Raw genomic sequence first — 19,526 nt, 5'->3', positions numbered from 1 at the left:
CGCAGGCTGAACAGGTACGCCTTTTACCAGCGCAGAAAACGCGAACCGGCAAAAGCGCCGATCAGGCCGGTGATGAAAATGCCAAGCGAATACCAGATCAGCACGAAAGCCATGCCGTTTTCGGTGCAGAACCAGGAATAAACCCAGGCTCCGGCTGCACCCGCCGCAATGCCAGCCACAAAACCTGCCAGGGCTGGATCAGCCGGGGCTGAGCGTTTGAGAACTGAAAAATTCGCCAGGAATACCGGAAGCGCGAAAGCGACGATCAAAAACGGGCAATGCAGCGCGGACGACCCCAGAACAAGCGTCCTGTAATTGTCCGGAAAGGCAAACCCCAGCTGTACGAGCGCTATCGCCGCCATCACAACGAAAATTAGCGCAAGCCAAACGAAAAGGCAGCCGCTGTTCCCCTCGGGGCGGGTAAGGCGGCCGACCGCGAAAAACGCAGTCAGGGCCAGCAGGGCGTTATAGGCGGACTTGATCCAGAAACCCAGCTCGGTCAAGGCGTCGTGCATGTCGACCCGCGGCCCGAGAATGGCAAGCATCAGCAACAGCGAAACGCCAAGGCCGGGCAGGACGGCCAGCGCCAGCCGACGCTCCAGTGACAAGGCAGGCACGGGCTTGAGGCCGCTTGCCAGTTGTTCAATGATGTCTTCCGTCTTCCTCACGTTTCGCCTCGCAACTTTGCCGCCAGCATTTTAAGCGTCCTGTGAATGCCGACCCTCGCCGCAAGCTCGGTCTGGCCGGATTTTTGGGCCGCTTCGGCGATTGACTGACCCTCGAGTTTTACCCTGCGAATGAGGTCGCGTTGCCGCTGCGGCAACTCGTCGAGCAACCGTTCCACATCCATACGTGCCGTGACCTGATCGACGGACGATCCCGCTTCCAGCGTCTCATCAAGTTCCACTTCCGAAAGCTGGCGCGCACCCCTGCCCCTGTAGTGATCGATGAGTTTGTAGCGCGCTATCGAAAAGAACCAGGCGGTAAAAGGCCTTGCTCGATCATAGGTCTCGCGTTTGGCGTGAAGCGACAACAGGGTTTCCTGAACGAGATCTTCCACATCCCCCCGTGAAGCGGCCCTCATGCGCCGGTCGAAATAGGCTGTCAGCAGCCTGCGTAGGGCATGGAGCAAATGCCTGTAAGCGCCCTCGTCCCCATCGAGGGAACGCAGCATCAGCATTTTTAATGTCTCTTCCGAAAGGCTGCCTGTCATCGTCACTATCGGGTTATTCGCAATCGGCGGGATATTGTTACATAATGGCGTGAAAAGAATCTCGCCCGAATATGATGTCACAAACGCGTGAGCGTGTAACGACACACGGGCCCCCACCGAATGGACAATCGTGAGCCCCGGTGAAACGCCGGCGGACATTTAATGACGTCCAGAGGAGATCTTTCATGACCCGCATTTTCACCGCCATCACCACCGCTTCCATGCTGTCTGTTCTTTCTTTCGCAGGCATCGCCCATGCCGACGGCATGAAAACCGATATGACGAAAATGCACAACGACACCATGAAGACGCAGACGATGAAAAAAAGCGACATGTCCATGGCATCCAAAAAGGACTGCATGCACAAGGCTGACATGGAAATGAACAAGATGAAAAAAGCCGACATGATGAAGGCCTGCAACACGATGAAGTGATGCCGGCCGAACATTCAATGCACATGACCGGAAGCGGCACGTATCATCCGGCCTGAATGAAAAAAGCCCGTGCCGGTTTCCACCGGCACGGGCTCTCTCAACTAAAAATCAAAACCTTAGACTTCCGACTGGCTCTCGACGATCTTGCCGACGAGGCCGTAGCCCTTGGCTTCTTCAGCGCCGAGCCAGTAATCGCGATCGATGTCCTTGGCGATCTTTTCTTCGCTCTGGCCGGTGGCCTTGGCGAAGATCTTGATCAGGCGCTGGTTCATCTTGATGATTTCGCGGGCCTGGATTTCGATGTCGGATGCCATGCCGCGCGTGCCGCCGGAGGGCTGGTGCAGCAGGAAGCGGGTGTTCGGCAGGCAAAGGCGACGTTCCTTCGGCACCGAAACATAGATCAGCGCGCCAGCGGAAGCGACCCAGCCCGTACCGATGATATAAACCTTCGGCTTGATGAACTTGATCATGTCATGGATCGAATCACCCGATTCGACATGGCCGCCCGGCGAATTGACGTAAACGCGAATGTCGTCGTCGCTGGCGGCGGCAAGTGCCACGAGCTGCGTGCAGACCTTCTGCGCCAGTTCCTGCGTGATGCCACCATAGATGAAGATCGAACGCGACTTGAAAAGATTCGCTTCCGTTTCCTTGCCGATCGGCAGTTCCTTGCTCTTGTCGTCTTCGTCTTCGTTCATCAGCGGCTCTCCAGCGTAATTCATGCATGCCCTTCGGACATAGTGCGACTTGTTACGTAAGGCAATGAGCAAAAAAGGCAAGGTTTGCGCCCCAACAATAAACATCGCCCCCGGCAGATGACGCATGGACAGCCTCTCCGGGTTCGCGGTATCGTCAGGTCCTCATTGCAGTGCCGCCGATTGCGGGAACCCCAAGATCCCCTTGCTGGCGGCGATAATCAAAAGAGGGAATCATGCTGAAAAGACTAAGCCTTGCTGCCGCAGCGCTCGGCGCCACCGCCCTGCCCGCTTTCGCCCATTTGAACCCCGAAGAACACGGCTCCTTCATGGCTGGCGTCTCCCACCCCTTCTTCGGTGCGGATCATATTCTGGCAATGGTTGCCGTCGGTCTCTGGGCATCGCAGATCGCCATGGCGCAGAATGACCGCAAGGCGCTGTGGATCGTGCCTGCCGCCTTCGTCGGCACCATGGCCATTGGTTTCCTGATGGCCGTTTATGGCATCGGCCTTCCGTTTGTTGAACCGGCCATCCTGGCCTCCGTCATCGGCCTCGGCCTGCTGGTCACGATTGCGGCAAAGCTGCCGACGGCAGCCGCTGCGGCCGTGGTCGGCGCTTTTGCCCTTTTCCACGGCCATGCCCATGGCGGTGAACTCGGCAGCGCCGGCGCCCTGCAATTCGGCATCGGTTTCATGATAGCAACCGCGATCCTGCATCTCGCAGGCATCGTGCTTGGCCTGCGCATTGCCCGTTTCGGCTCGGCCGCAAGCCGTACCGCCGGCGCGCTGACGGCAATAGCGGGCCTTTCGCTTGCCTTCGGCGGGTGACGATCATTACCGAAATTTAAAGTTTCGGCCGCTTTGAAAAGCCTGAATTTGGACCTACCTCCTTATCGTTGATTTCCGCTTCACGGTAAGGAGGCATCATATGTCACCGGAAGAAAGCCAACTTCTCAAGGCCCTGTTCGACAGGACAAAAGCCGCATCCGCCACTCCGCGCGACCGCGAGGCGGAAATATTGATCGCAGATGCCGTGCGCGATCAGCCCGCAGCCCCTTATTATCTCGCCCAGGCGGTGATTGTTCAGGAAAAGGGTCTGGAAGCGGCAGCAGCACACATCCAACAGCTCGAAGACCGCATCCATGCGCTGGAAAGCGGTAATGCGGCCCCGCAAGCAGCCGCACAGGGTGGTTTTCTGAGTTCGATCTTCGGCACCGGCCAACAGCAATCACCTGCTCCGGCGCCCGTCTCTCCACCGCCCCAGACATCATGGCGCAACGATACCGCAGGCCAGACAGCCGGTCCCTGGGGCTCACCAGCAGGCCGCGCACCTGATCAGCAGCCCGGTGGCCTCTGGAGCCAGCAACCCGCAGCAGCCGGACGGTCCGGCGGCGGTTTCCTGCAAGGTGCGCTCGGCGCTGCTGCAGGTGTTGCCGGCGGCATGCTGCTCGCCAATTCGCTGAGCGGTATTTTCGGCAACCACGCATCGTCGCTCGGCATTGGCTCGCCATTCGGCGGCGGCAATCCGCTGGGCAACAATGCACCGGTCGAAGAAACCGTCATCAACAACTACTACGGCGACAGTTCCTCCCAGCCGGACAATATTAACGATGTCCAGCAGGCCGACTACGACGACAGCGCCGATGACGATTTCGATCAAGGCGACGACGGATCGTTCGCCTGAACGTTTTCAACCGTGAAAAGCCGGATCAGCCGCGGCCGCGATAGGTCGGCACACCCTGATCCGGCAACCACACGCCCTCAGGCACCGGTCCGGTCTGCCAGAAAACGTCAATCGGAATACCGCCGCGCGGATACCAGTAAGCGCCGATGCGTAGCCATTTCGGCTGCAACAGCTCCACCAGCCGCCTGGCGATATAGACCGAGCAATCCTCGTGAAATGCGCCGTGGTTGCGGAAGGATTGCAGGAACAGCTTCAGCGACTTCGATTCCACCAGAAAATCACCGGCAATATAGTCGATGACGATATGGGCGAAATCCGGCTGTCCGGTCATCGGGCAAAGCGAGGTGAATTCGGGTGCTGTGAACCGCACCACATAATCGGTACCGGCATTGCCGTTCGGCACCTTTTCGAGAATGGCCTTTTCCGGGCTCTCGGGCGTATCGACCTTCGCGCCCAGCTGCGACAGGCTGGAAACATCCGTCACGGACATGGAAAACTCCTGCTTATTCAAACGATCACTTTGACGCCATGCGCCTTTTCGCCTTCCGGCTCGACGTGAATGGCAAGGCTGGCACCCGGTATGACTTCCCTTATGGCATCTTCAAGGCGGTCGCAAATATCATGCGCCTCCCGCACCGTCATCGGGGCGGGAACAACGACGTGGAAATCGATGAAGGCGGCCGAACCGGCGCGGCGGGTTCTAAGATCATGCACGCCGATGATGCCGACGGAATTTTCGGCGATCGCCTTCTTGATCGCCTCGTCTTCTTCCGGTTCCACCGCCCGGTCCATCAACCCGCCGAGCGAATGCAAAATGACCTTCGATCCCTGGAACAGGATGTTGATGGCCACCAGAATGGCGAGCAGCGGATCGAGAATGGCGTAACCCGTCAGAAGCGCCAGAACCAGGCCGACCAGCACGCCTGCCGACGTTACGACATCCGACATGATATGATGACCATCCGCCTTGAGGGCGGGAGAAGCGTATTTCCGGCCGACGCGGATGAGGATTGTCGCCCAGACGGCGTTGATTACGCCCGCTGACGCGTTGATGGCAAGACCGAGAACCGGCGCTTCCGGCAGCTTCGGGTTGAAGAGACCACCCCAGGCTTCCTGCACGATGAGAAGTGCGGCGACGACGATCAGCACGCCCTCGACGACAGCCGAGATATATTCCGCCTTGTGATGGCCGAACTGGTGATCGTCATCTGCGGGCTTCTGCGCATAACGGATGACGAAATAGGCAATGAAGGCCGCAACAACGTTGACGGTCGATTCCAGACCGTCCGACAGCAGCGCTACCGACCCTGTGACCCACCAGGCCACGAGCTTGAGGCCAAGCACGCCGAAAGAAAGTGGAATGCCCCAGAATGCGAGCTTCCTTACCAGTGCATTGCCTTCAGTGTTCATTTTTTGCCCCCGTGCGGATGCGAACGAATTGCAGAACTGACCGCCAAAACGCACGAACCGCGCGCACGGGGTCTCCGTGCACGCGGTTCGTTATTTGCGCTTCCTATCGTTCAAACCGCAGCCGAGGTCAAGACCCATGAGGTCACGTCGAAGACGTCACCCCTCGCTTTTCTGCTCACAGAAACGGATACGGTTGCCGAATGGATCGATGACTTCCATGACATCGCCCCAGGGCAATTCTTCGACACCAGGCTTCAGGAAGCGGTAGTCTTTGCCGACCAGCTCTTTTTGGAAGGCATGAACGCCGTGCATGGTGGCGAAGATATTGGAGCCCGGCGTCGCGTCGCCATGATGGCCGCTGAGGTGAAGCCCCATTCCGGCCCGCGAAACCTGCATGTAGAGCGGGAAGTTTTCGCCGAAGCGGTGTTCCCAGTCGACCTTGAAACCGAGAAAATCAACATAGAATTCCCGCGCCTTGGCCTCATCGAAAATTCTGAGAATCGGGAATATCCGCGCAAAGCCAATGTGAGGAAGGTTTTCCCCACCCGCCGCGCTTGCATCCCGGGCGTCCAGGTCACTGCCCATTCTACTTGCCCCTAGTCACGCAACGGAGATGGTACCGGCCGCAACGGATGCGGCCGGTACGCCTTATCCTTATTCGGCTGCGACGATCTTGCCGTCCTGCCACTTGTAGAGCGAGAAAGCCTGCGATGACAGGTCGCCACTCTCGCCATAGGTGACCTTGCCGATCGCCGTGGCAAAAGCGTCACCGCTCTTCAGAGCCGTGATGACCGCTTCGGAATCCTTTGCGCTTCCAGCCTTCTCGATGCCGGCCTTCAGCACTTCGACGGCAGCGTAAGCGTTAAGGGTGAAGGCTTCCGCAGGAATGTTGGCGGCCTTTAGAGCTTCGGCAGCAGCCTTGGAATCCGCGTTCTTCAGGGCGTCGGAGGCGTTGGTGAAGATCGTGCCTTCACCAGCCTTGGCACCGATGTTCCAGAACTCGCTGTTCGACAGGCCGTCACCGCCGATAACGGCAGCCTTGGCGCCGATATCGTTCAACTGACGCACCAGAAGACCGGCTTCCGGATGGTAACCGCCGAAATAAACGATATCGACATTTTCAGACTTCAGGCGGGCCGTCAGCGCGCCGAGATCCTTTTCGCCTGGTGTCAGCGCGTCATAGAGAACTTCGGTAACGCCACCGGCATTCAGCGTGGTCTTGAAGGCATCCGCCAGACCCTTACCGTAAGCGCCCTTGTCGTGAATGATGGCGACCTTCTTGTCCTTAAGCTTGGCAAGAACGTATTTCGCCGCAACTTCTGCCTGCTGGTCGTCCCGACCGCAAGTGCGGAAAACATTGGTAAGGCCACGGTTCGTCAGGCCCGGCGAGGTCGCCGTGGGGGTGATCATCAGGACACCGTTTTCAGCAAACACGTCCGATGCCGGAATGGCAACGCCTGACGTGACCGGACCGACGACGAAATGGATGCCTTCGGCAACCAACTGGTTTGCAGCCGACACACCCTGCTTCGGCTCGCCGCCATCGTCTGCAAGCTTCAGAACGACCTGCTCTCCGAGAATGCCGCCCTTCTTGTTGATTTCATTGACTGCCGTCTGGGCGCCGTTCTTGACCTGGTCGCCATAGGCGGCGACGGGACCGGTAAGCGGCGCAATCAGGCCGATGACGATTTCGGCATGGGCAAGCGGTGCGAATGCGAAGGACGCTGCAAGCGTCACGCTGGTCAATGTCTTCAGTTTCATCCTGGTGTCTCCTTGGAAATGGGGTCTCAGCCCCGATGAGCGCCTTGGGCGCCGACCGAATGAAACTTCGCGGACGCCTCCCGGCGAAAACCCGTTCCATTTTTGAATTCCGAGCCTTCATTTCAACTCATACGGAAGGTTTGATGGCTTATGCAAGTCACCTTTGCTGGATAAGGTCTATTCGCGGTAAATCTATCGTCAGGCCAGGCTCGATCGTGTCATCGAAACGGGCGAGCGCAACGGCGTAAACGCTTGGCGTTTGGTCGCCGCAGGAGGATAATGGCGGCATGATAACAGCAGATGACGAATTTCTGACGGGTCTGCCCGTCTTCCGACATTTCGAGGACGTGGCCGACCCGGCGCTTTATCGCGCCCTGCCGCCGGGATGGGCGCTGGCCATTGCCGATATCATCGATTCGACAGGGGCGATCGGCACCGGCAGATATAAGTCCGTCAACATGGCGGGCGCTGCGGTCATCTCAGGCATATCGAACAGCCTCGGGCGTCACGACCTGCCCTTCGTGTTCGGTGGCGATGGAGCCGCCGTTGCGGTGCCACCGAACGGGATATCCCTTGCGCGCACCGCCCTTTCGAACGTGCAGCGCTGGGTGAAGGACGATCTCGACCTTTCGATGCGTGTGGCGCTTGTTCCGGTGGAGGACATACGCAACAACGGCTTCGATGTTCGCGTCGCGCGCTTTCAGGCAAGCGAGGATGTTTCCTACGCCATGTTTTCGGGCGGCGGCAACAGCTGGGCCGAGGCGCGGATGAAGGAGGGGCAATATGCCCTGCCTACGGTTGCGACAGGCAGTCGGCCGGACCTGACCGGCCTTTCATGCCGCTGGAACCCCATTCCGGCAACCCATGGCAAGGTGGTGTCGATCATCGCCATGCCTGGACCCTCACTGGATATGCCGGCATTCCGCCAGCTGGTCATCGATCTCGTCGATCTGGCCACGCAGGACGCAAGACAAGGCCACCCCGTACCGGAGGATGGGCCGAAACTGGGCTTCGTGCGGGAAGGCCTCGGTCTGGAAGCCAGGGCAGGTGCGGCCTATCACGATAGCTGGGGCAAGGTGCGCCGTTCGCTGCGCATTCTCGGCGAGAGCTTCCTCGTGAATTTCCTAGGCATGACGGGATTGTCGCTCGGACGGTTTAATGCGGATCGCTATCGGCGCTCGGTTGCCAGCAACACCGATTTCCGGAAATTCGACGATGGCCTGAAAATGACGGTTGATATCGACGCCGAGAGGCTCGAAAAGATCAGTGCGCGGCTGGAGCTGGGGCGCCTTTCCGGCACCTGCTATTTCGGCCTGCACGAGCAGGACGCCGCATTGATGACCTGTATCGTGCCCTCCCCGCTTTCGAAGGACCATATGCATTTCGTCGATGGTGCCGACGGTGGATATGCGGCTGCGGCAAGCCGCCTAAAGCAACAGATACAGGCTGCGTCTTCGCCCTGAGTGGCGCGGCCGACTTTTCACCGCATTACATGCGAGCCACACGCCAAAAAAAGAAAAAACCGGCGTCATGCGCCGGTTTCAACGGAATGGCACCGCCGGGCCGTGGGATGGCCGTTAGATCAAGCGGCAGCAGTCTTGCTGCTCTTCTGCACCTGGCAATAAATCTCCTCGAGGGAAGCGAGGATTTTTTTGACGGATTCGGAATTGCTGGAATAATAGATGGTCTGAGCATCCCGTCTTGTTTTCACCAGCCGCTGGGCACGCAATTTCGAAAGATGTTGCGAGAGCGCGGACTGGCTGAGACCAACTTGGGAGGCGAGAACACCGACCGGCACTTCCGTATCCACCAGCGTGCACAAGATCATCAGGCGCTTGGGATTTGCCATCGCTGAGAGCAAGTCTGCAGCGGCGATGCTATGTTCCGACAGAGATTGGTTATCCATACGCTCAAGTCTCCTGATGACAGTCGGAAAGACCGTCATGGTGGCTATTATAGGTGGTCCAAAAGGTGTTTTTTATAATTCAGTCGATACGTTGTATATACCTAAATCTTGCTTATATCGTGTCCCCCTCCAAGACTATTCTTCATTGATCATTTACCTGGACATCTTGATCAAATTTTCAGACTTTCGCCTGTTTTTCGTCATTTTAGCAACAAACTGCTACATTCTCAGTAGTATTTGGAGCAAAAAACAATCAAAAATTGAGCACACAAATCTTGTCTTCCAATGCCTGGCTTCGTGACCACTACCTTACACCACCTTAAATTTAGCAAGGAGGTACAGAATCTAGTTTTACTTTGCGCAATTTTCTCAAAGTTTGCAATATGCTTTTTATTCGTAATTATTTTAATGCATAACTTATAATGTCTTGGGTATTCTTTTTCTTTATACCAGCATTAGGTAATACAAAAAGGCCTTCCGGGGAGGAAGGCCTTTCGTTTTCTCGACCAATGCGAGTGTTTCTCATTTCTTGCGGTGGCGAGTGAGGCCTGTCACAATTTCGTCTGCGGAAATCGTGCCTATAATTGCGCCATTATCGACAACACCGATCGCGCCGGAATGTTTCGAGAGCGCATCGAGGATATCGATCAGCGGCGATGTCGGACGGGCGGTGGCGGCCACGTTCAACCGGCCGTTTTGTTCATCCACGCCTGGCTTCATCACGTCCGCGGCGGTCAGCATGGAGATCGGGTTCATGTTCTGCACGAAATCCGCGACATATTGCGTAGCCGGTTGCTTGACGATCTGCTGCGGCGTGCCGCACTGGATGATACGCCCGCCCTCCATCATGGCTATGCGGTTGCCGATGCGGAATGCCTCGTCCAGATCGTGACTGACGAAGAGGATGGTTTTCTTCAACCGGCTCTGGAACTCCAGAAGTTCGTCCTGAAGGCGGCTTCTGATGAGCGGGTCGAGCGCCGAGAACGGCTCGTCCATCAAGAGAATGGGCGCTCCGGTTGCGAAGGCGCGCGCCAGCCCTACGCGCTGCTGCATGCCGCCGGAAAGCTCCCCCACCTTGCGGTCAGCCCAGGCGGACAGGTTCACCAGCTCAAGCTGCTCGGCCACCATGCGCTTGCGTTCGGCTTCCGGCGTTCCGGAAAGCTCCAGCCCGAAACCGACATTGTCGGCAACGTTTCGCCAGGGCAGCAAGCCGAATTGCTGGAAGACCATCGAAACCGTATGCATGCGCAGATCGCGCAGCGCCTTCGCCGTCGCCCGATAGGGATCGACAAAACCGGACGCCGTCTTCACGCTGACATTGCCGCGCACCACAGGCGCAAGGCCGTTAACGGCCCTGAGCAGCGTCGATTTACCGGAGCCCGAAAGCCCCATGAGCACGAGTATCTCGCCCTCATTTACCGAAAGCGAGGCATTCGCAACGCCGAGGACCAGTCCGGTCTGCTCGTTGATCTCGTCACGCGTGCTGCCCTTGTCGATCAGCGCCAGCGCCGCCTCGGGCCGGTCGCCGAAGACGATATCGACATTTCCGAAGATGATTGCGTCACTCATAGATCATGCTCCGTGCCGGGAAGGCGGAAAAGTCGGTCGAGAACGATCGCCAATATGACGATGCACAACCCAGCTTCGAAGCCCATGGCGATATTGACGGTGTTCAATGCGCGTACCACCGGCACCCCCAGGCCGTTGGCTCCGACGAGGGCGGAAATGACCACCATCGAGAGCGAAAGCATGATCGTCTGGGTAAGACCCGCCATGATCTGCGGCGCAGCGAAGGGAAGCTCCACCTTGCGCAGAACCTGCGATGGCGTGGCACCGAAGGCGATGGCCGCTTCCACCAGCGCCGGCGGCGTCGAAACGATGCCGAGACGGGTCAGGCGCACGGGCGCGGGAATGGCGAAGATGACGGTGGCGATAAGCCCGGGAACCATGCCGAGGCCGAACAGCACTAGCGCCGGAATGAGATAGACGAAGGTCGGAATGGTCTGCATCAGGTCCAGCACCGGGCGCATGCCGGCATAGATCCATTTGCGCCGCGCCGCCAGTATTCCAAGCGGTATGCCGATGATCATGCAGACCGCGCTGGAGGCGAGAACGAGCGCCAGCGTTTCCGTCGTCGCCTTCCAGTACCCGAGATTGATGATGAACAGCAGACCAAGCGCCGTAAAGACCGGCATGCCGACCGACCGCCTCGTCCAGGCTGAAAGAGCCGTCACAATCGCGACGATGACCAGCGGATGCGGCGCCTGCAAAACGTAAAGCAGGGCGTTAATGACGCTTTGGAAAATGAAAGAAAGCCAATCGAAAAAAAAAGCGAGATTGCCGGTCAGCCAGTCAATGGCCTCCTTGGCATATCGGCCGACGGGCAGGCGGTTTTCAGGAGCGCTGAGCCATTCCACGGTAAGACAAGACCTTTCGTGAACCAGAGCAATTCCAGTAAAAATGCGTAACGGTTTTGGGCCCGGAATTGCAAAAAAATAAGAAGACAGGCATTGAAGGTGATCCCGTTTCACCGGAAATGCCGCTAATGCAGAAAAGACGGCCGGCAACAGCATTGCCGGACACCGGGATCGCGCGTGACCCCGGATGCGAGAAAAATTCGCGGACCGAGATCATGCAAAGGACATCGTAATTTCCTGCAGTATCCGGCCTGTTTACAAGGTTAGGCCGGATACATGCGTTGTCTGCAACCTAGAGGCCCAAGGCCTTCTTGACGGCGGGCAAGGCGTCAGCGCTGCCATCCTTGGTCTTGACGTTGGCAAGCCAGGGTTCGATCGCGGCCGGGTTGGCCTTCAGCCAGGCAGTCGCCGCCGCTTCGCCCTCGAGGCCATCATTCAGGATCTTGCCCATGATCTCGTTTTCCATGGGCAGGGAGAATTCCAGGTTCTTGAGAAAGACGCCAACATTCGGGCATTCCTCGGTGTAACCCTTGCGGACATTGGTGTAGATCGTCGCTCCGCCGAGATTGGGGCCGAAAACCTCGTCACCGCCGGTCAGATAGGTCAGCTTGAAATTCGTATTCATGGGATGCGGTTCCCAGCCGAGGAACACGATCGGTTCGCCGGATTTCCCCGCGCGGGCAACCTGCGACAGCATGCCCTGTTCGGAGGATTCGACCACCTCGAAACTCTTCAGCCCGAAGGTGTCCTTGGCGACCATGTCGAGGATCAGGCGGTTGCCGTCATTGCCGGGCTCGATGCCGTAGATCTTGCCGCCGAGATCGCCGCTATGGGCCGCGATATCCTTGAAATCCTTGATGCCGAGTTCAGCACCCTTGGCATTGGTCGCGAGCGTGTATTTCGCGCCGGTCAGGTTTTCACGCAGCGTTTCAACCGACTTGTCGTCGCGGTAAGGCGCGATATCGCCTTCCATGGTCGGCATCCAGTTGCCGAGGAAGACGTCGATGTCCTTGTTTTTCAGGGATGTATAGGTAACGGGCACCGAGAGAAGCTTGACGTCGGTTTCATAACCGAGGCTCTTCAGCAGCACCGTGGCAGTCGCTGTGGTGGCAGTGATGTCGGTCCAGCCCACATCGGAAAAACGAACCTTGCCACAACTTGCCGGCTCCGCAGCGCCGGCTGCATTGAACGTCATGACGGAGATTGCTGCGGCCAAAGCCAGACAGCGACTTCTATTTGCAAACATCGCTTGCTCCCTTTTTTTCGTTCCCTTGCCATTATCAATATCTGCCGGACACAATCAACTCGCGTGCATTTGCGTGCTTTGGCCCGCCGTTTGCGACACGACGATGAAAATCTCCGGCTTTTTAGTCCGCGATACGGACAGCTGCGGCATGCGGAAATCTGTGTTTTTCCCGTTGCGGCACTTTTCAACCCGACCCTTCGCCGTCAAAAGACGCGAAGGTGTAAAGGGAGTGGACGATGGCAAAACTCTATTTCAATTATGCGGCGATGAACGCCGGCAAGTCGACCATGTTGTTACAGGCATCCTATAATTATCACGAGCGCGGCATGCGCACGTTGATTTTCACGGCCGCCTTTGACGATCGGGCCGGCTTCGGCCGGGTCGCGTCGCGCATCGGCCTGTCGTCCGACGCACGGACCTTCGACGCAAACACCGATATCTTCTCCGAAGTGGAGGCCCTGCATGCCGAAGCGCCCGTTGCCTGCGTTTTCATCGATGAAGCCAATTTCCTGTCCGAACACCATGTCTGGCAGCTTGCCGGTATTGCCGACCGGTTGAACATTCCGGTGATGGCCTACGGCCTGCGCACGGATTTTCAGGGCAAGCTTTTCCCGGCCTCCAGGGAACTGCTCGCCATTGCCGACGAGCTTCGCGAAATCCGCACCATCTGCCATTGCGGCCGAAAGGCGACGATGGTCGCCCGTTTCGACAATGAAGGAAATGTGGTCAAGGAAGGCGCGCAGATCGATGTCGGCGGCAACGAAAAATACGTCTCCTTCTGCCGCCGCCACTGGGTAGAAACGGTCAAGGGCGACTGACCGTCTGCGGCCGGTTGCCGCATTTGATTTTTCGCAAGGATGGCTCCCCTGCTCCTGCGCTAAGACCATGCGGACACATTCGCGTGGATGTGCTTTCTCTCAGGAGTAAAAGATATGCAGAACAAAACTGCCACCGTCGCCAGCCTTGCCATCGCTGCTGCCCTCCTTGCCTTTCCCGCCCTGTCGGCCGAAATCGAGGTAAAGATGCTCAACAAGGGCAGCGATGGTCAGGCGATGGTCTTTGAACCGGCAACCGTCAAGGCAGCTGTCGGCGACGTCATTTCCTTCGTGCCCGTCGACAAGGGTCATGATGCGGCTGCCGTCAAGGAAATGCTTCCCGAGGGCGTTGCGGACTTCAAGGGCAAGATGAACGAGACGGTGAAACTGACCGTCGAGAAGGACGGCGCATACGTCGTCAAATGCACGCCGCATCTCGGCATGGGCATGGTCGCCCTCGTTGTGGTCGGCGATGCCGCACCGGCCAATCTGGATGCCATAAAGACCGGCAAGCTGCCGAAAAAAGCGCGGGAGCGGCTGGACGCCGAAATTGCCAAGCTCGGTCTGTAACCGCCTGTCACCTTGTCCGGGCGATACATGCTCCACGCGTAGTTCCGGAACACGGGAACGACCCGCGCGGACCGCAGGTTGAGAAAAGTTTCGCAATCATGTTGTATCCCGGTGGGTAGGGACATATCTGGAAGACAGTAAACGACCGCGGTTGTTGCGAAGCGCCAAAAGGCGCATGGCCGAACCGCGGTTGTTCCTTCCGGCGTTCAGCCCCACGGGCAGAGGAGACTATGACGACATGATCGACCGGATAACCGCTTTGATTCAGGCAGCCTTCAACGCCATCGGCAAGGCCGCCGGTCTGGTCGTCGCCTGGCTTCTGTGGCCTTTCATGGCCGCCCACGGCTGGTATCGCGACCGCAACTGGATCATCAAGGGTCCGATCGCTCTGGTGCTCATCCTTCTGGCCGGCTTTTACGGATACTTCTTCTGGCAAACGCAGGTCTGGACGAATTTCGACCCGGATTATATTTCCCGTTACAAGCTTGCCGAACGCACGGTGCCGCCCGGGCAGGAATTGCCGGCTGCAACACCAACGGCCGCCGCCGGCGCCACCGGTGCTGCCGCAAACACCTCCGCACCGGTATGCCAGCGCTCGGCTATCGTCGATGCCGCCGCCGATCTTACCGATTTCAACGTCAATCAGAATGCATGGATTTCCTCCATGCTGCTCTATCGTCTCGGCCTTTTCGGCGTGGACTGGGACAGCACGCCATTTCTGGACAACAAGGCGTCCTTCCAGCGCGGCGTGAACCAGGCGGTGCGCCGCACCGCGGTGGAACTGGTGGATACCCTCGGTCGCGTTCGCGGAACATCCGGTATTAACAACAATCTCCAGGAAGCGCGCGGGAACATGCAGTTCAGCGAATATTCCTGGTATTTCGGCCTCGATCCGTTTGGCCCCAAAACACCGACACCGAGCTACTATCGCGCCGCCATCCGCAGCTTCCAGGCATTTAACGGTGAACTCACCGCCTGCAAGGCCGTCTTCGATACCCGCGCCGATAACCTCATCCAGTTCATCGACCGCATTGCCGGCGATATCGGCTCGACATCGGCCATTCTGCGCGAGCGTTCGGAAAACTATAATGGCGGCTGGTTCGACACTCGCGCGGACGACCGTTTCTGGTTCGCCTATGGCCAGCTCTATGGTTATTACGGCGTGCTATCAGCAGCCGGATCGGACTTCGCGCAGGTTATTCGCGAACGCAATCTGACCAATCTCTGGAACGACACCCTGGGACAGACCCGTGCGGCGCTACGCATCCAGCCGGCGATCATTTCCAACGGCGACGAAAGCGGTTGGATCATGCCCTCGCACCTTGCCACCATGGGATTTTATGTTCTGCGCGTTCGCTCCAACCTCGTCGAGCTTCGCTCCGTTCTCGACAGGTAAGTCAACAGCTTGGACCGGCATGAAAATCAGCTTATCAGGCCAAGGCGTATTGTCTTGGCCACCAGCTGCGCGCGGTTGACGCAATCGAGCTTGCGAATGGCGTTGTTCATATAGGTATTGACGGTGTGCTCCGAGATGGACAGAAGCTCGGCAATCTCCACGGAGGTCTTGCCCTGCGCAGTCCAGCGAACCACGTCGAGTTCCCGCTTCGTCAGTGGTGAGGGGAGTTTTGAGCCTGCACGACAAAGCCGGTCATAGGCCTCCAGGGCGTGAAGGGCGATCATGCACAGCTCGTTCAGCGAACCCTGCGACAGGACATCGCAATCGCCCGCGAAATTCATCAGATGCCGGTTTCCGTCCATGCCGTTCACCGGCACCAGAAGACCGGAGGTGATGCCCATGCCGCGCAGCAGGGTTGAGACTTCCAGCAGCGAGCCGCAGTTGATGTCCTTATCGTCAAGAGACCAGTATTGCGGCATCATCGATGAAGCGCCGCGCTTTATGACGGGACAATCTGCAAGTTCACCGTCCCGGGTCATCGCATTCACCACCCACACCGGCAGGCTGCTTTCCACCACTATCGGCAGGGCATAGGCATTGCGAATGCTCGGCAGCTTCAGCAAGGTCACGTAGGAATAACTGAACGCCTGCATCACCTGCTGCAGCGCCGCCAGCCATTGGGGTCTGTCAATGGCAGCCGAAAGGTCGCGGCAAAGTCTGGCCTGGCGTTCCGTCTTTGGCATTCAGGCGCCACCCGGCGGTGGGCGCAGGACACCCAGAAGCGACGACCAGGCGGCATGGGCAAACAGTGTTGCAACCTTCATATCGGGCGGACCACCTTGACTAAAGTGCCGGTTTTTCGGGTTTATCCTTCGGCTTGGCCATCAGTTTCTCCAGGAAACCGAGCATGACCGCCGAGACGACAAAGGCCAGATGGATGATGGTGAACCACATCAACTGGCTATCCGTATACTGACTGGCGTTGAGGAATATCTGTAGCAGGTGGATCGACGAAATCGCCACAATCGACGATGCGACCTTGATTTTCAGGCTGCCGGCATCAAGCTTGCCCAGAAACGAAACCTCGTCATCCGCCTCATCGAAACGGCTGACGAAATTCTCATAGCCGGAGATCATCACCATGACGATAAGGCTCGCGACCAGCGCCGCATCGATCAGCCCGAGCATGGCGAGGATCATGTCCGATTCGTCGTAAGTGAAAACGTTTTTGGCGACCTTCAGGAACTTCAGCACGAAGGAAAATGCATAAACGGCCAGCGCCGCAACGAGCCCGAGATAAAACACGACAAGCAGCCAGCGGCTGGAGAGAATGATCCGCTCGACGAGCAGTTCAAGTGACTTCATTTCCGTATCCGATTACTTTTTTGTATATTGTTGGAGCATGCATTCTTCCGCCATCTAAACTGGCTGCGAATATCCTAGCAAGCGTCAATGTCGGGACTTTGGCCGGAACCCGGCATTTTCGGGCCTCTCCACCGGTCCGGATGCAGTCTCACGGGGCGTCACATTTTTGCCACGCACCGTTATGCTTTAAAACATGATGATAAAAGTCATATATAATATGTTGACAGTTATGATCATGTTTTTTAGTCCTCAGCAATCGGCTTGCCCGTAACAAATCAAAACAGTTTCAGCCGCGACAGCAAGCGCGGCGCGTTTTTGCGCGCCATAGCTTCTGCGCGCGCCTTATCCGGGGGTATTTAATGTCCATCTCGCGCACACATTCGGCGCTGTTTTTGTGCACTGCCATGTCTCTTCTGCCCTTTGCCGGACCTGCGCAATCGCAGGATGCCGCGTCGCAGACGAACGACACCACCACGCTGGAGAAGATCGTGGTCAAGGGCAAGCGCGTCAAAAGCGCGAATGCAGCCGCCGACACACCGCTTGCAAGCCAGACGACGGCGGAAGACATCAGGAAGAAAGACATCGGCAGCATCAAGGACCTCGGAAACTCCACCGAGCCGGGTGTCGATTATGTGGATGCCAAGCCCGGCAGGCCCGGCGGCCTGTTCATTCGCGGTCTGGGCGGCGCCCGTGTCGTGACCCTGATCGACAATATTCCCGTTCCATACTTCAACAATTTCGCCCGTCAGGGACAGGCCACGACGACCCTGAGTGATACCAGTTCGAGCTTTGATTTTTCATCGCTTTCCACGGTTGACGTTGTACGCGGCGCCGATTCCAGCCGCATCGGTTCCGGCGCCCTTGGCGGCGCACTCGTTCTGCGCACGCTTGAGCCGGAAGACCTGATCGGTGAAGGCAAGGACTGGGGCGGTGTTGCCAAGACCACCTATGACAGCGAGGACAGAAGCGTCGGCGGATCGCTCGCCGTTGCAAAGAAGATCGAAAACACCTCGGTTCTGTTCCAAGGCTCCTACAAGCGCGGCAACGAAACGGACAATAAGGGCTTCGCCGATATCTACGGAACCCGCCGCACCAAGCCCAACCCGGCAGATACCTACGAAAGCAACCTGATGTTCAAGATCCGCCAGGATCTGGAAGGCGGCCACCGCATCGGACTTACGGCCGAGCGTTATTCATTGAGAGATCGCAGCGACATGCGAACCCTGCAAGGCGTCAGCGTATCGGGATCGACTTACCGCATTGGCGACTACAGCGGCTACGAGGATACGGAGCGCGACCGCGTATCGCTTGATTACGAATATGAAGCGCCGTCGACAGACAGCCTGATCGATGCAGCCAATCTGTCGCTCTACTGGACGCGCCTCTCCAAGGAATCCGGCGCTGGCAACCGGCTGACCAACAACTCGCTCTATATCCGCGAAGACAGCATGCGCAACAGCGCTTTCGGCATCGTCGGCGGCCTTGAATCCGGCTTCGAACTCGGCGGCGTGCAGCACACCGTGCGCTTCGGCGGCAACGCCATGACAACCGATTTCAGCCAGGCGCTTTATGCCAACACAGGCGGAGTGACCTCATCGTCACAGTCGGACATGCCTGACGTGAGCGGCAAGAGCCTTGGCCTCTATCTCGATGACGAAATCGCGTTTGGAAACGGTTTCAGGCTGACCCCCGGACTGCGCTTCGATTCCTACGATTACGATCCGGATGGCTCGGTATCCAGCAACAGCGGTTACAACACCTTCGGCCTGCCAAGCGGCAATAGCGGTTCGCGCTTCTCGCCGAAGCTGCTCGCGACATACGACGTGACACCGGAATTGCAGCTCTTCGCACAATGGTCGATGGCCTATCGCGCTCCGACCATCAACGAGCTTTATCTGAACTTCTCGAATATCAGCTCGGGTTATGCCGTGGTCGGCAACTCCGCGCTCAACCCCGAAACCAGCAACGGCTTTGAAATCGGCGCCAATTACGCATCCGGCGATCTGACGGGGAGCCTGACGCTGTTCCACAACAAGTACAAGAACTTCATCGAGCAATACACGACCTCGACGACGCTGTTCCCCGGCTTCGGCGGCAGGGGCAACGGATCGCTCTTCACCTATCGCAACCGCAACAATGTTGAAATCTCCGGCGTGGAAGCCAGGGTCCGCAAGGAACTCGCAAACGGCTTCTTCGCCCATGCGTCGCTTGCTTATGCTTATGGCAAAGATACAGACAGCAACGAATTCATCCGCACGGTGGCGCCGTTCAAGTCCGTCCTCGGCGTCGGCTACGCACAGGAGACTTGGGGCACGGAATTCACCGGCATCTTCTCCTCGCATATGCGTGACGACAAGGTGGCCACAACCTACGACGCACCCGGTTACGGCATCTTCAACCTGACCGGCTGGTGGGAACCGGAACAGACCAAGGGCCTGCGTATTCAGGCCGGCGTCTATAACCTGTTCGACAAGCAATACTGGAACGCCGTCGGCGTTCGTGACGTCAACCCCAATGCCGTCAGCACCGTCAACCAGCCTGTCGACTTCTATACGGAAGCGGGACGCACCTTCAAAATCTCTCTGACCCAGAAATTCTGAACCCGGTCGGAACAT

At 57.9% G+C, this 19,526-nt stretch carries 21 protein-coding genes; 8 read left to right on the top strand and 13 right to left on the bottom strand.

The annotated features are described in order from the left end of the window. Positions 1 to 23 precede the first annotated feature (23 nt). Entirely contained in the window at positions 24 to 668 is a 645-nt protein-coding gene (locus F617_RS0109815) for an NrsF family protein (RefSeq protein ID WP_019565192.1), read from the bottom strand. Next, positions 665 to 1,180: a sigma-70 family RNA polymerase sigma factor gene (locus tag F617_RS0109810; protein ID WP_003513560.1), complete on the bottom strand. Its 516-nt coding sequence runs from the start codon at positions 1,178 to 1,180 to the stop codon at positions 665 to 667. The genes F617_RS0109815 and F617_RS0109810 overlap by 4 nt, the downstream gene beginning before the upstream one ends. 218 nt (positions 1,181 to 1,398) lie before the next feature. Here F617_RS0109810 and F617_RS0109805 point away from each other — a divergent pair, with 218 nt between their 5' ends. After that, complete coding sequence (locus F617_RS0109805; protein ID WP_019565191.1) at positions 1,399 to 1,647, top strand: pentapeptide MXKDX repeat protein; 249 nt, start codon at positions 1,399 to 1,401, stop codon at positions 1,645 to 1,647. Between the two features lie 116 nt (positions 1,648 to 1,763). On the opposite strand, the gene F617_RS0109800 is transcribed toward F617_RS0109805, so the two are convergent. After that, positions 1,764 to 2,345, bottom strand: a complete 582-nt coding sequence (locus tag F617_RS0109800) for an ATP-dependent Clp protease proteolytic subunit (RefSeq protein ID WP_003513567.1) — start codon at positions 2,343 to 2,345, stop codon at positions 1,764 to 1,766. 233 nt (positions 2,346 to 2,578) lie between these two features. Between F617_RS0109800 and F617_RS0109795 the strand changes: the two genes are divergently transcribed. Together F617_RS0109795 and F617_RS0109790 are read left to right on the top strand one after the other, a co-directional pair. Next, positions 2,579 to 3,169 (top strand): HupE/UreJ family protein, encoded by a 591-nt coding sequence (locus F617_RS0109795; RefSeq protein ID WP_003513569.1) that lies wholly within the window; start codon positions 2,579 to 2,581, stop codon positions 3,167 to 3,169. 100 nt (positions 3,170 to 3,269) lie between these two features. Further along, entirely contained in the window at positions 3,270 to 4,025 is a 756-nt protein-coding gene (locus tag F617_RS0109790) for a DUF2076 domain-containing protein (RefSeq protein ID WP_019565190.1), read from the top strand. A 25-nt stretch (positions 4,026 to 4,050) separates the two neighbouring features. On the opposite strand, the gene queF is transcribed toward F617_RS0109790, so the two are convergent. The 4 genes from queF to F617_RS0109770 form a co-directional block, all read right to left on the bottom strand. Further along, the gene (gene queF / locus F617_RS0109785) at positions 4,051 to 4,515 is read right to left on the bottom strand and encodes a preQ(1) synthase (RefSeq protein ID WP_013636627.1); all 465 of its coding nucleotides are present in this window, start codon (positions 4,513 to 4,515) and stop codon (positions 4,051 to 4,053) included. A gap of 17 nt (positions 4,516 to 4,532) precedes the next feature. Then, the gene (locus F617_RS0109780) at positions 4,533 to 5,435 is read right to left on the bottom strand and encodes a cation diffusion facilitator family transporter (protein WP_003513576.1); all 903 of its coding nucleotides are present in this window, start codon (positions 5,433 to 5,435) and stop codon (positions 4,533 to 4,535) included. A gap of 156 nt (positions 5,436 to 5,591) precedes the next feature. Then, positions 5,592 to 6,020, bottom strand: a complete 429-nt coding sequence (locus F617_RS0109775) for a glyoxalase superfamily protein (RefSeq protein WP_019565188.1) — start codon at positions 6,018 to 6,020, stop codon at positions 5,592 to 5,594. A gap of 69 nt (positions 6,021 to 6,089) precedes the next feature. Next, a complete protein-coding gene (locus F617_RS0109770; protein WP_013636629.1) occupies positions 6,090 to 7,196 on the bottom strand; it encodes a branched-chain amino acid ABC transporter substrate-binding protein in 1,107 nt (368 codons plus the stop codon). A gap of 287 nt (positions 7,197 to 7,483) precedes the next feature. Here F617_RS0109770 and F617_RS0109765 point away from each other — a divergent pair, with 287 nt between their 5' ends. Then, positions 7,484 to 8,659, top strand: coding sequence for a DUF3095 domain-containing protein (locus tag F617_RS0109765; protein WP_019565187.1), 1,176 nt, complete (start codon positions 7,484 to 7,486; stop codon positions 8,657 to 8,659). A gap of 119 nt (positions 8,660 to 8,778) precedes the next feature. Here the strand turns inward: F617_RS0109765 and F617_RS0109760 are convergent, their stop codons facing one another. From F617_RS0109760 to F617_RS0109745, 4 genes are all read right to left on the bottom strand, one after another. Then, positions 8,779 to 9,102, bottom strand: coding sequence for a helix-turn-helix transcriptional regulator (locus tag F617_RS0109760; RefSeq protein WP_003513586.1), 324 nt, complete (start codon positions 9,100 to 9,102; stop codon positions 8,779 to 8,781). Positions 9,103 to 9,624: 522 nt separating this feature from the next. Then, positions 9,625 to 10,671, bottom strand: a complete 1,047-nt coding sequence (gene choV, locus F617_RS0109755; RefSeq protein ID WP_003513591.1) for a choline ABC transporter ATP-binding protein — start codon at positions 10,669 to 10,671, stop codon at positions 9,625 to 9,627. After that, positions 10,668 to 11,519: a choline ABC transporter permease subunit gene (choW, locus tag F617_RS0109750; protein WP_003513593.1), complete on the bottom strand. Its 852-nt coding sequence runs from the start codon at positions 11,517 to 11,519 to the stop codon at positions 10,668 to 10,670. Before choW ends, choV begins: the two co-directional genes overlap by 4 nt. Before the next feature lie 292 nt (positions 11,520 to 11,811). Further along, on the bottom strand, positions 11,812 to 12,714 hold the full coding sequence (locus F617_RS0109745) for a choline ABC transporter substrate-binding protein (RefSeq protein WP_233283658.1): 903 nt from the start codon (positions 12,712 to 12,714) through the stop codon (positions 11,812 to 11,814). Between the two features lie 287 nt (positions 12,715 to 13,001). Between F617_RS0109745 and F617_RS0109735 the strand changes: the two genes are divergently transcribed. From F617_RS0109735 to F617_RS0109725, 3 genes are all read left to right on the top strand, one after another. Then, positions 13,002 to 13,583 (top strand): thymidine kinase, encoded by a 582-nt coding sequence (locus F617_RS0109735; protein WP_003513599.1) that lies wholly within the window; start codon positions 13,002 to 13,004, stop codon positions 13,581 to 13,583. A gap of 114 nt (positions 13,584 to 13,697) precedes the next feature. Continuing rightward, positions 13,698 to 14,150, top strand: a complete 453-nt coding sequence (locus F617_RS0109730) for a pseudoazurin (RefSeq protein ID WP_019565186.1) — start codon at positions 13,698 to 13,700, stop codon at positions 14,148 to 14,150. Between the two features lie 238 nt (positions 14,151 to 14,388). After that, entirely contained in the window at positions 14,389 to 15,546 is a 1,158-nt protein-coding gene (locus F617_RS0109725; RefSeq protein WP_026330764.1) for a DUF2333 family protein, read from the top strand. Positions 15,547 to 15,572: 26 nt separating this feature from the next. Here F617_RS0109725 and F617_RS0109720 read toward each other — a convergent pair whose 3' ends face one another. After that, on the bottom strand, positions 15,573 to 16,289 hold the full coding sequence (locus F617_RS0109720) for a helix-turn-helix transcriptional regulator (RefSeq protein ID WP_013636633.1): 717 nt from the start codon (positions 16,287 to 16,289) through the stop codon (positions 15,573 to 15,575). A gap of 100 nt (positions 16,290 to 16,389) precedes the next feature. Further along, entirely contained in the window at positions 16,390 to 16,911 is a 522-nt protein-coding gene (locus F617_RS0109710) for a TIGR00645 family protein (protein WP_013636634.1), read from the bottom strand. 359 nt (positions 16,912 to 17,270) lie between these two features. Between F617_RS0109710 and F617_RS0109705 the strand changes: the two genes are divergently transcribed. Further along, positions 17,271 to 19,511: a TonB-dependent hemoglobin/transferrin/lactoferrin family receptor gene (locus tag F617_RS0109705; RefSeq protein ID WP_013636635.1), complete on the top strand. Its 2,241-nt coding sequence runs from the start codon at positions 17,271 to 17,273 to the stop codon at positions 19,509 to 19,511. The last annotated feature ends 15 nt before the right edge of the window (positions 19,512 to 19,526 follow it).

The organism is Agrobacterium sp. 10MFCol1.1, assembly GCF_000381165.1.
Classification (GTDB): Bacteria; Pseudomonadota; Alphaproteobacteria; order Rhizobiales; family Rhizobiaceae; genus Agrobacterium; species Agrobacterium tumefaciens.
Note: the sequence above shows the minus strand (reverse complement) of the source record. Positions and strands in the feature narration are given on the sequence as shown.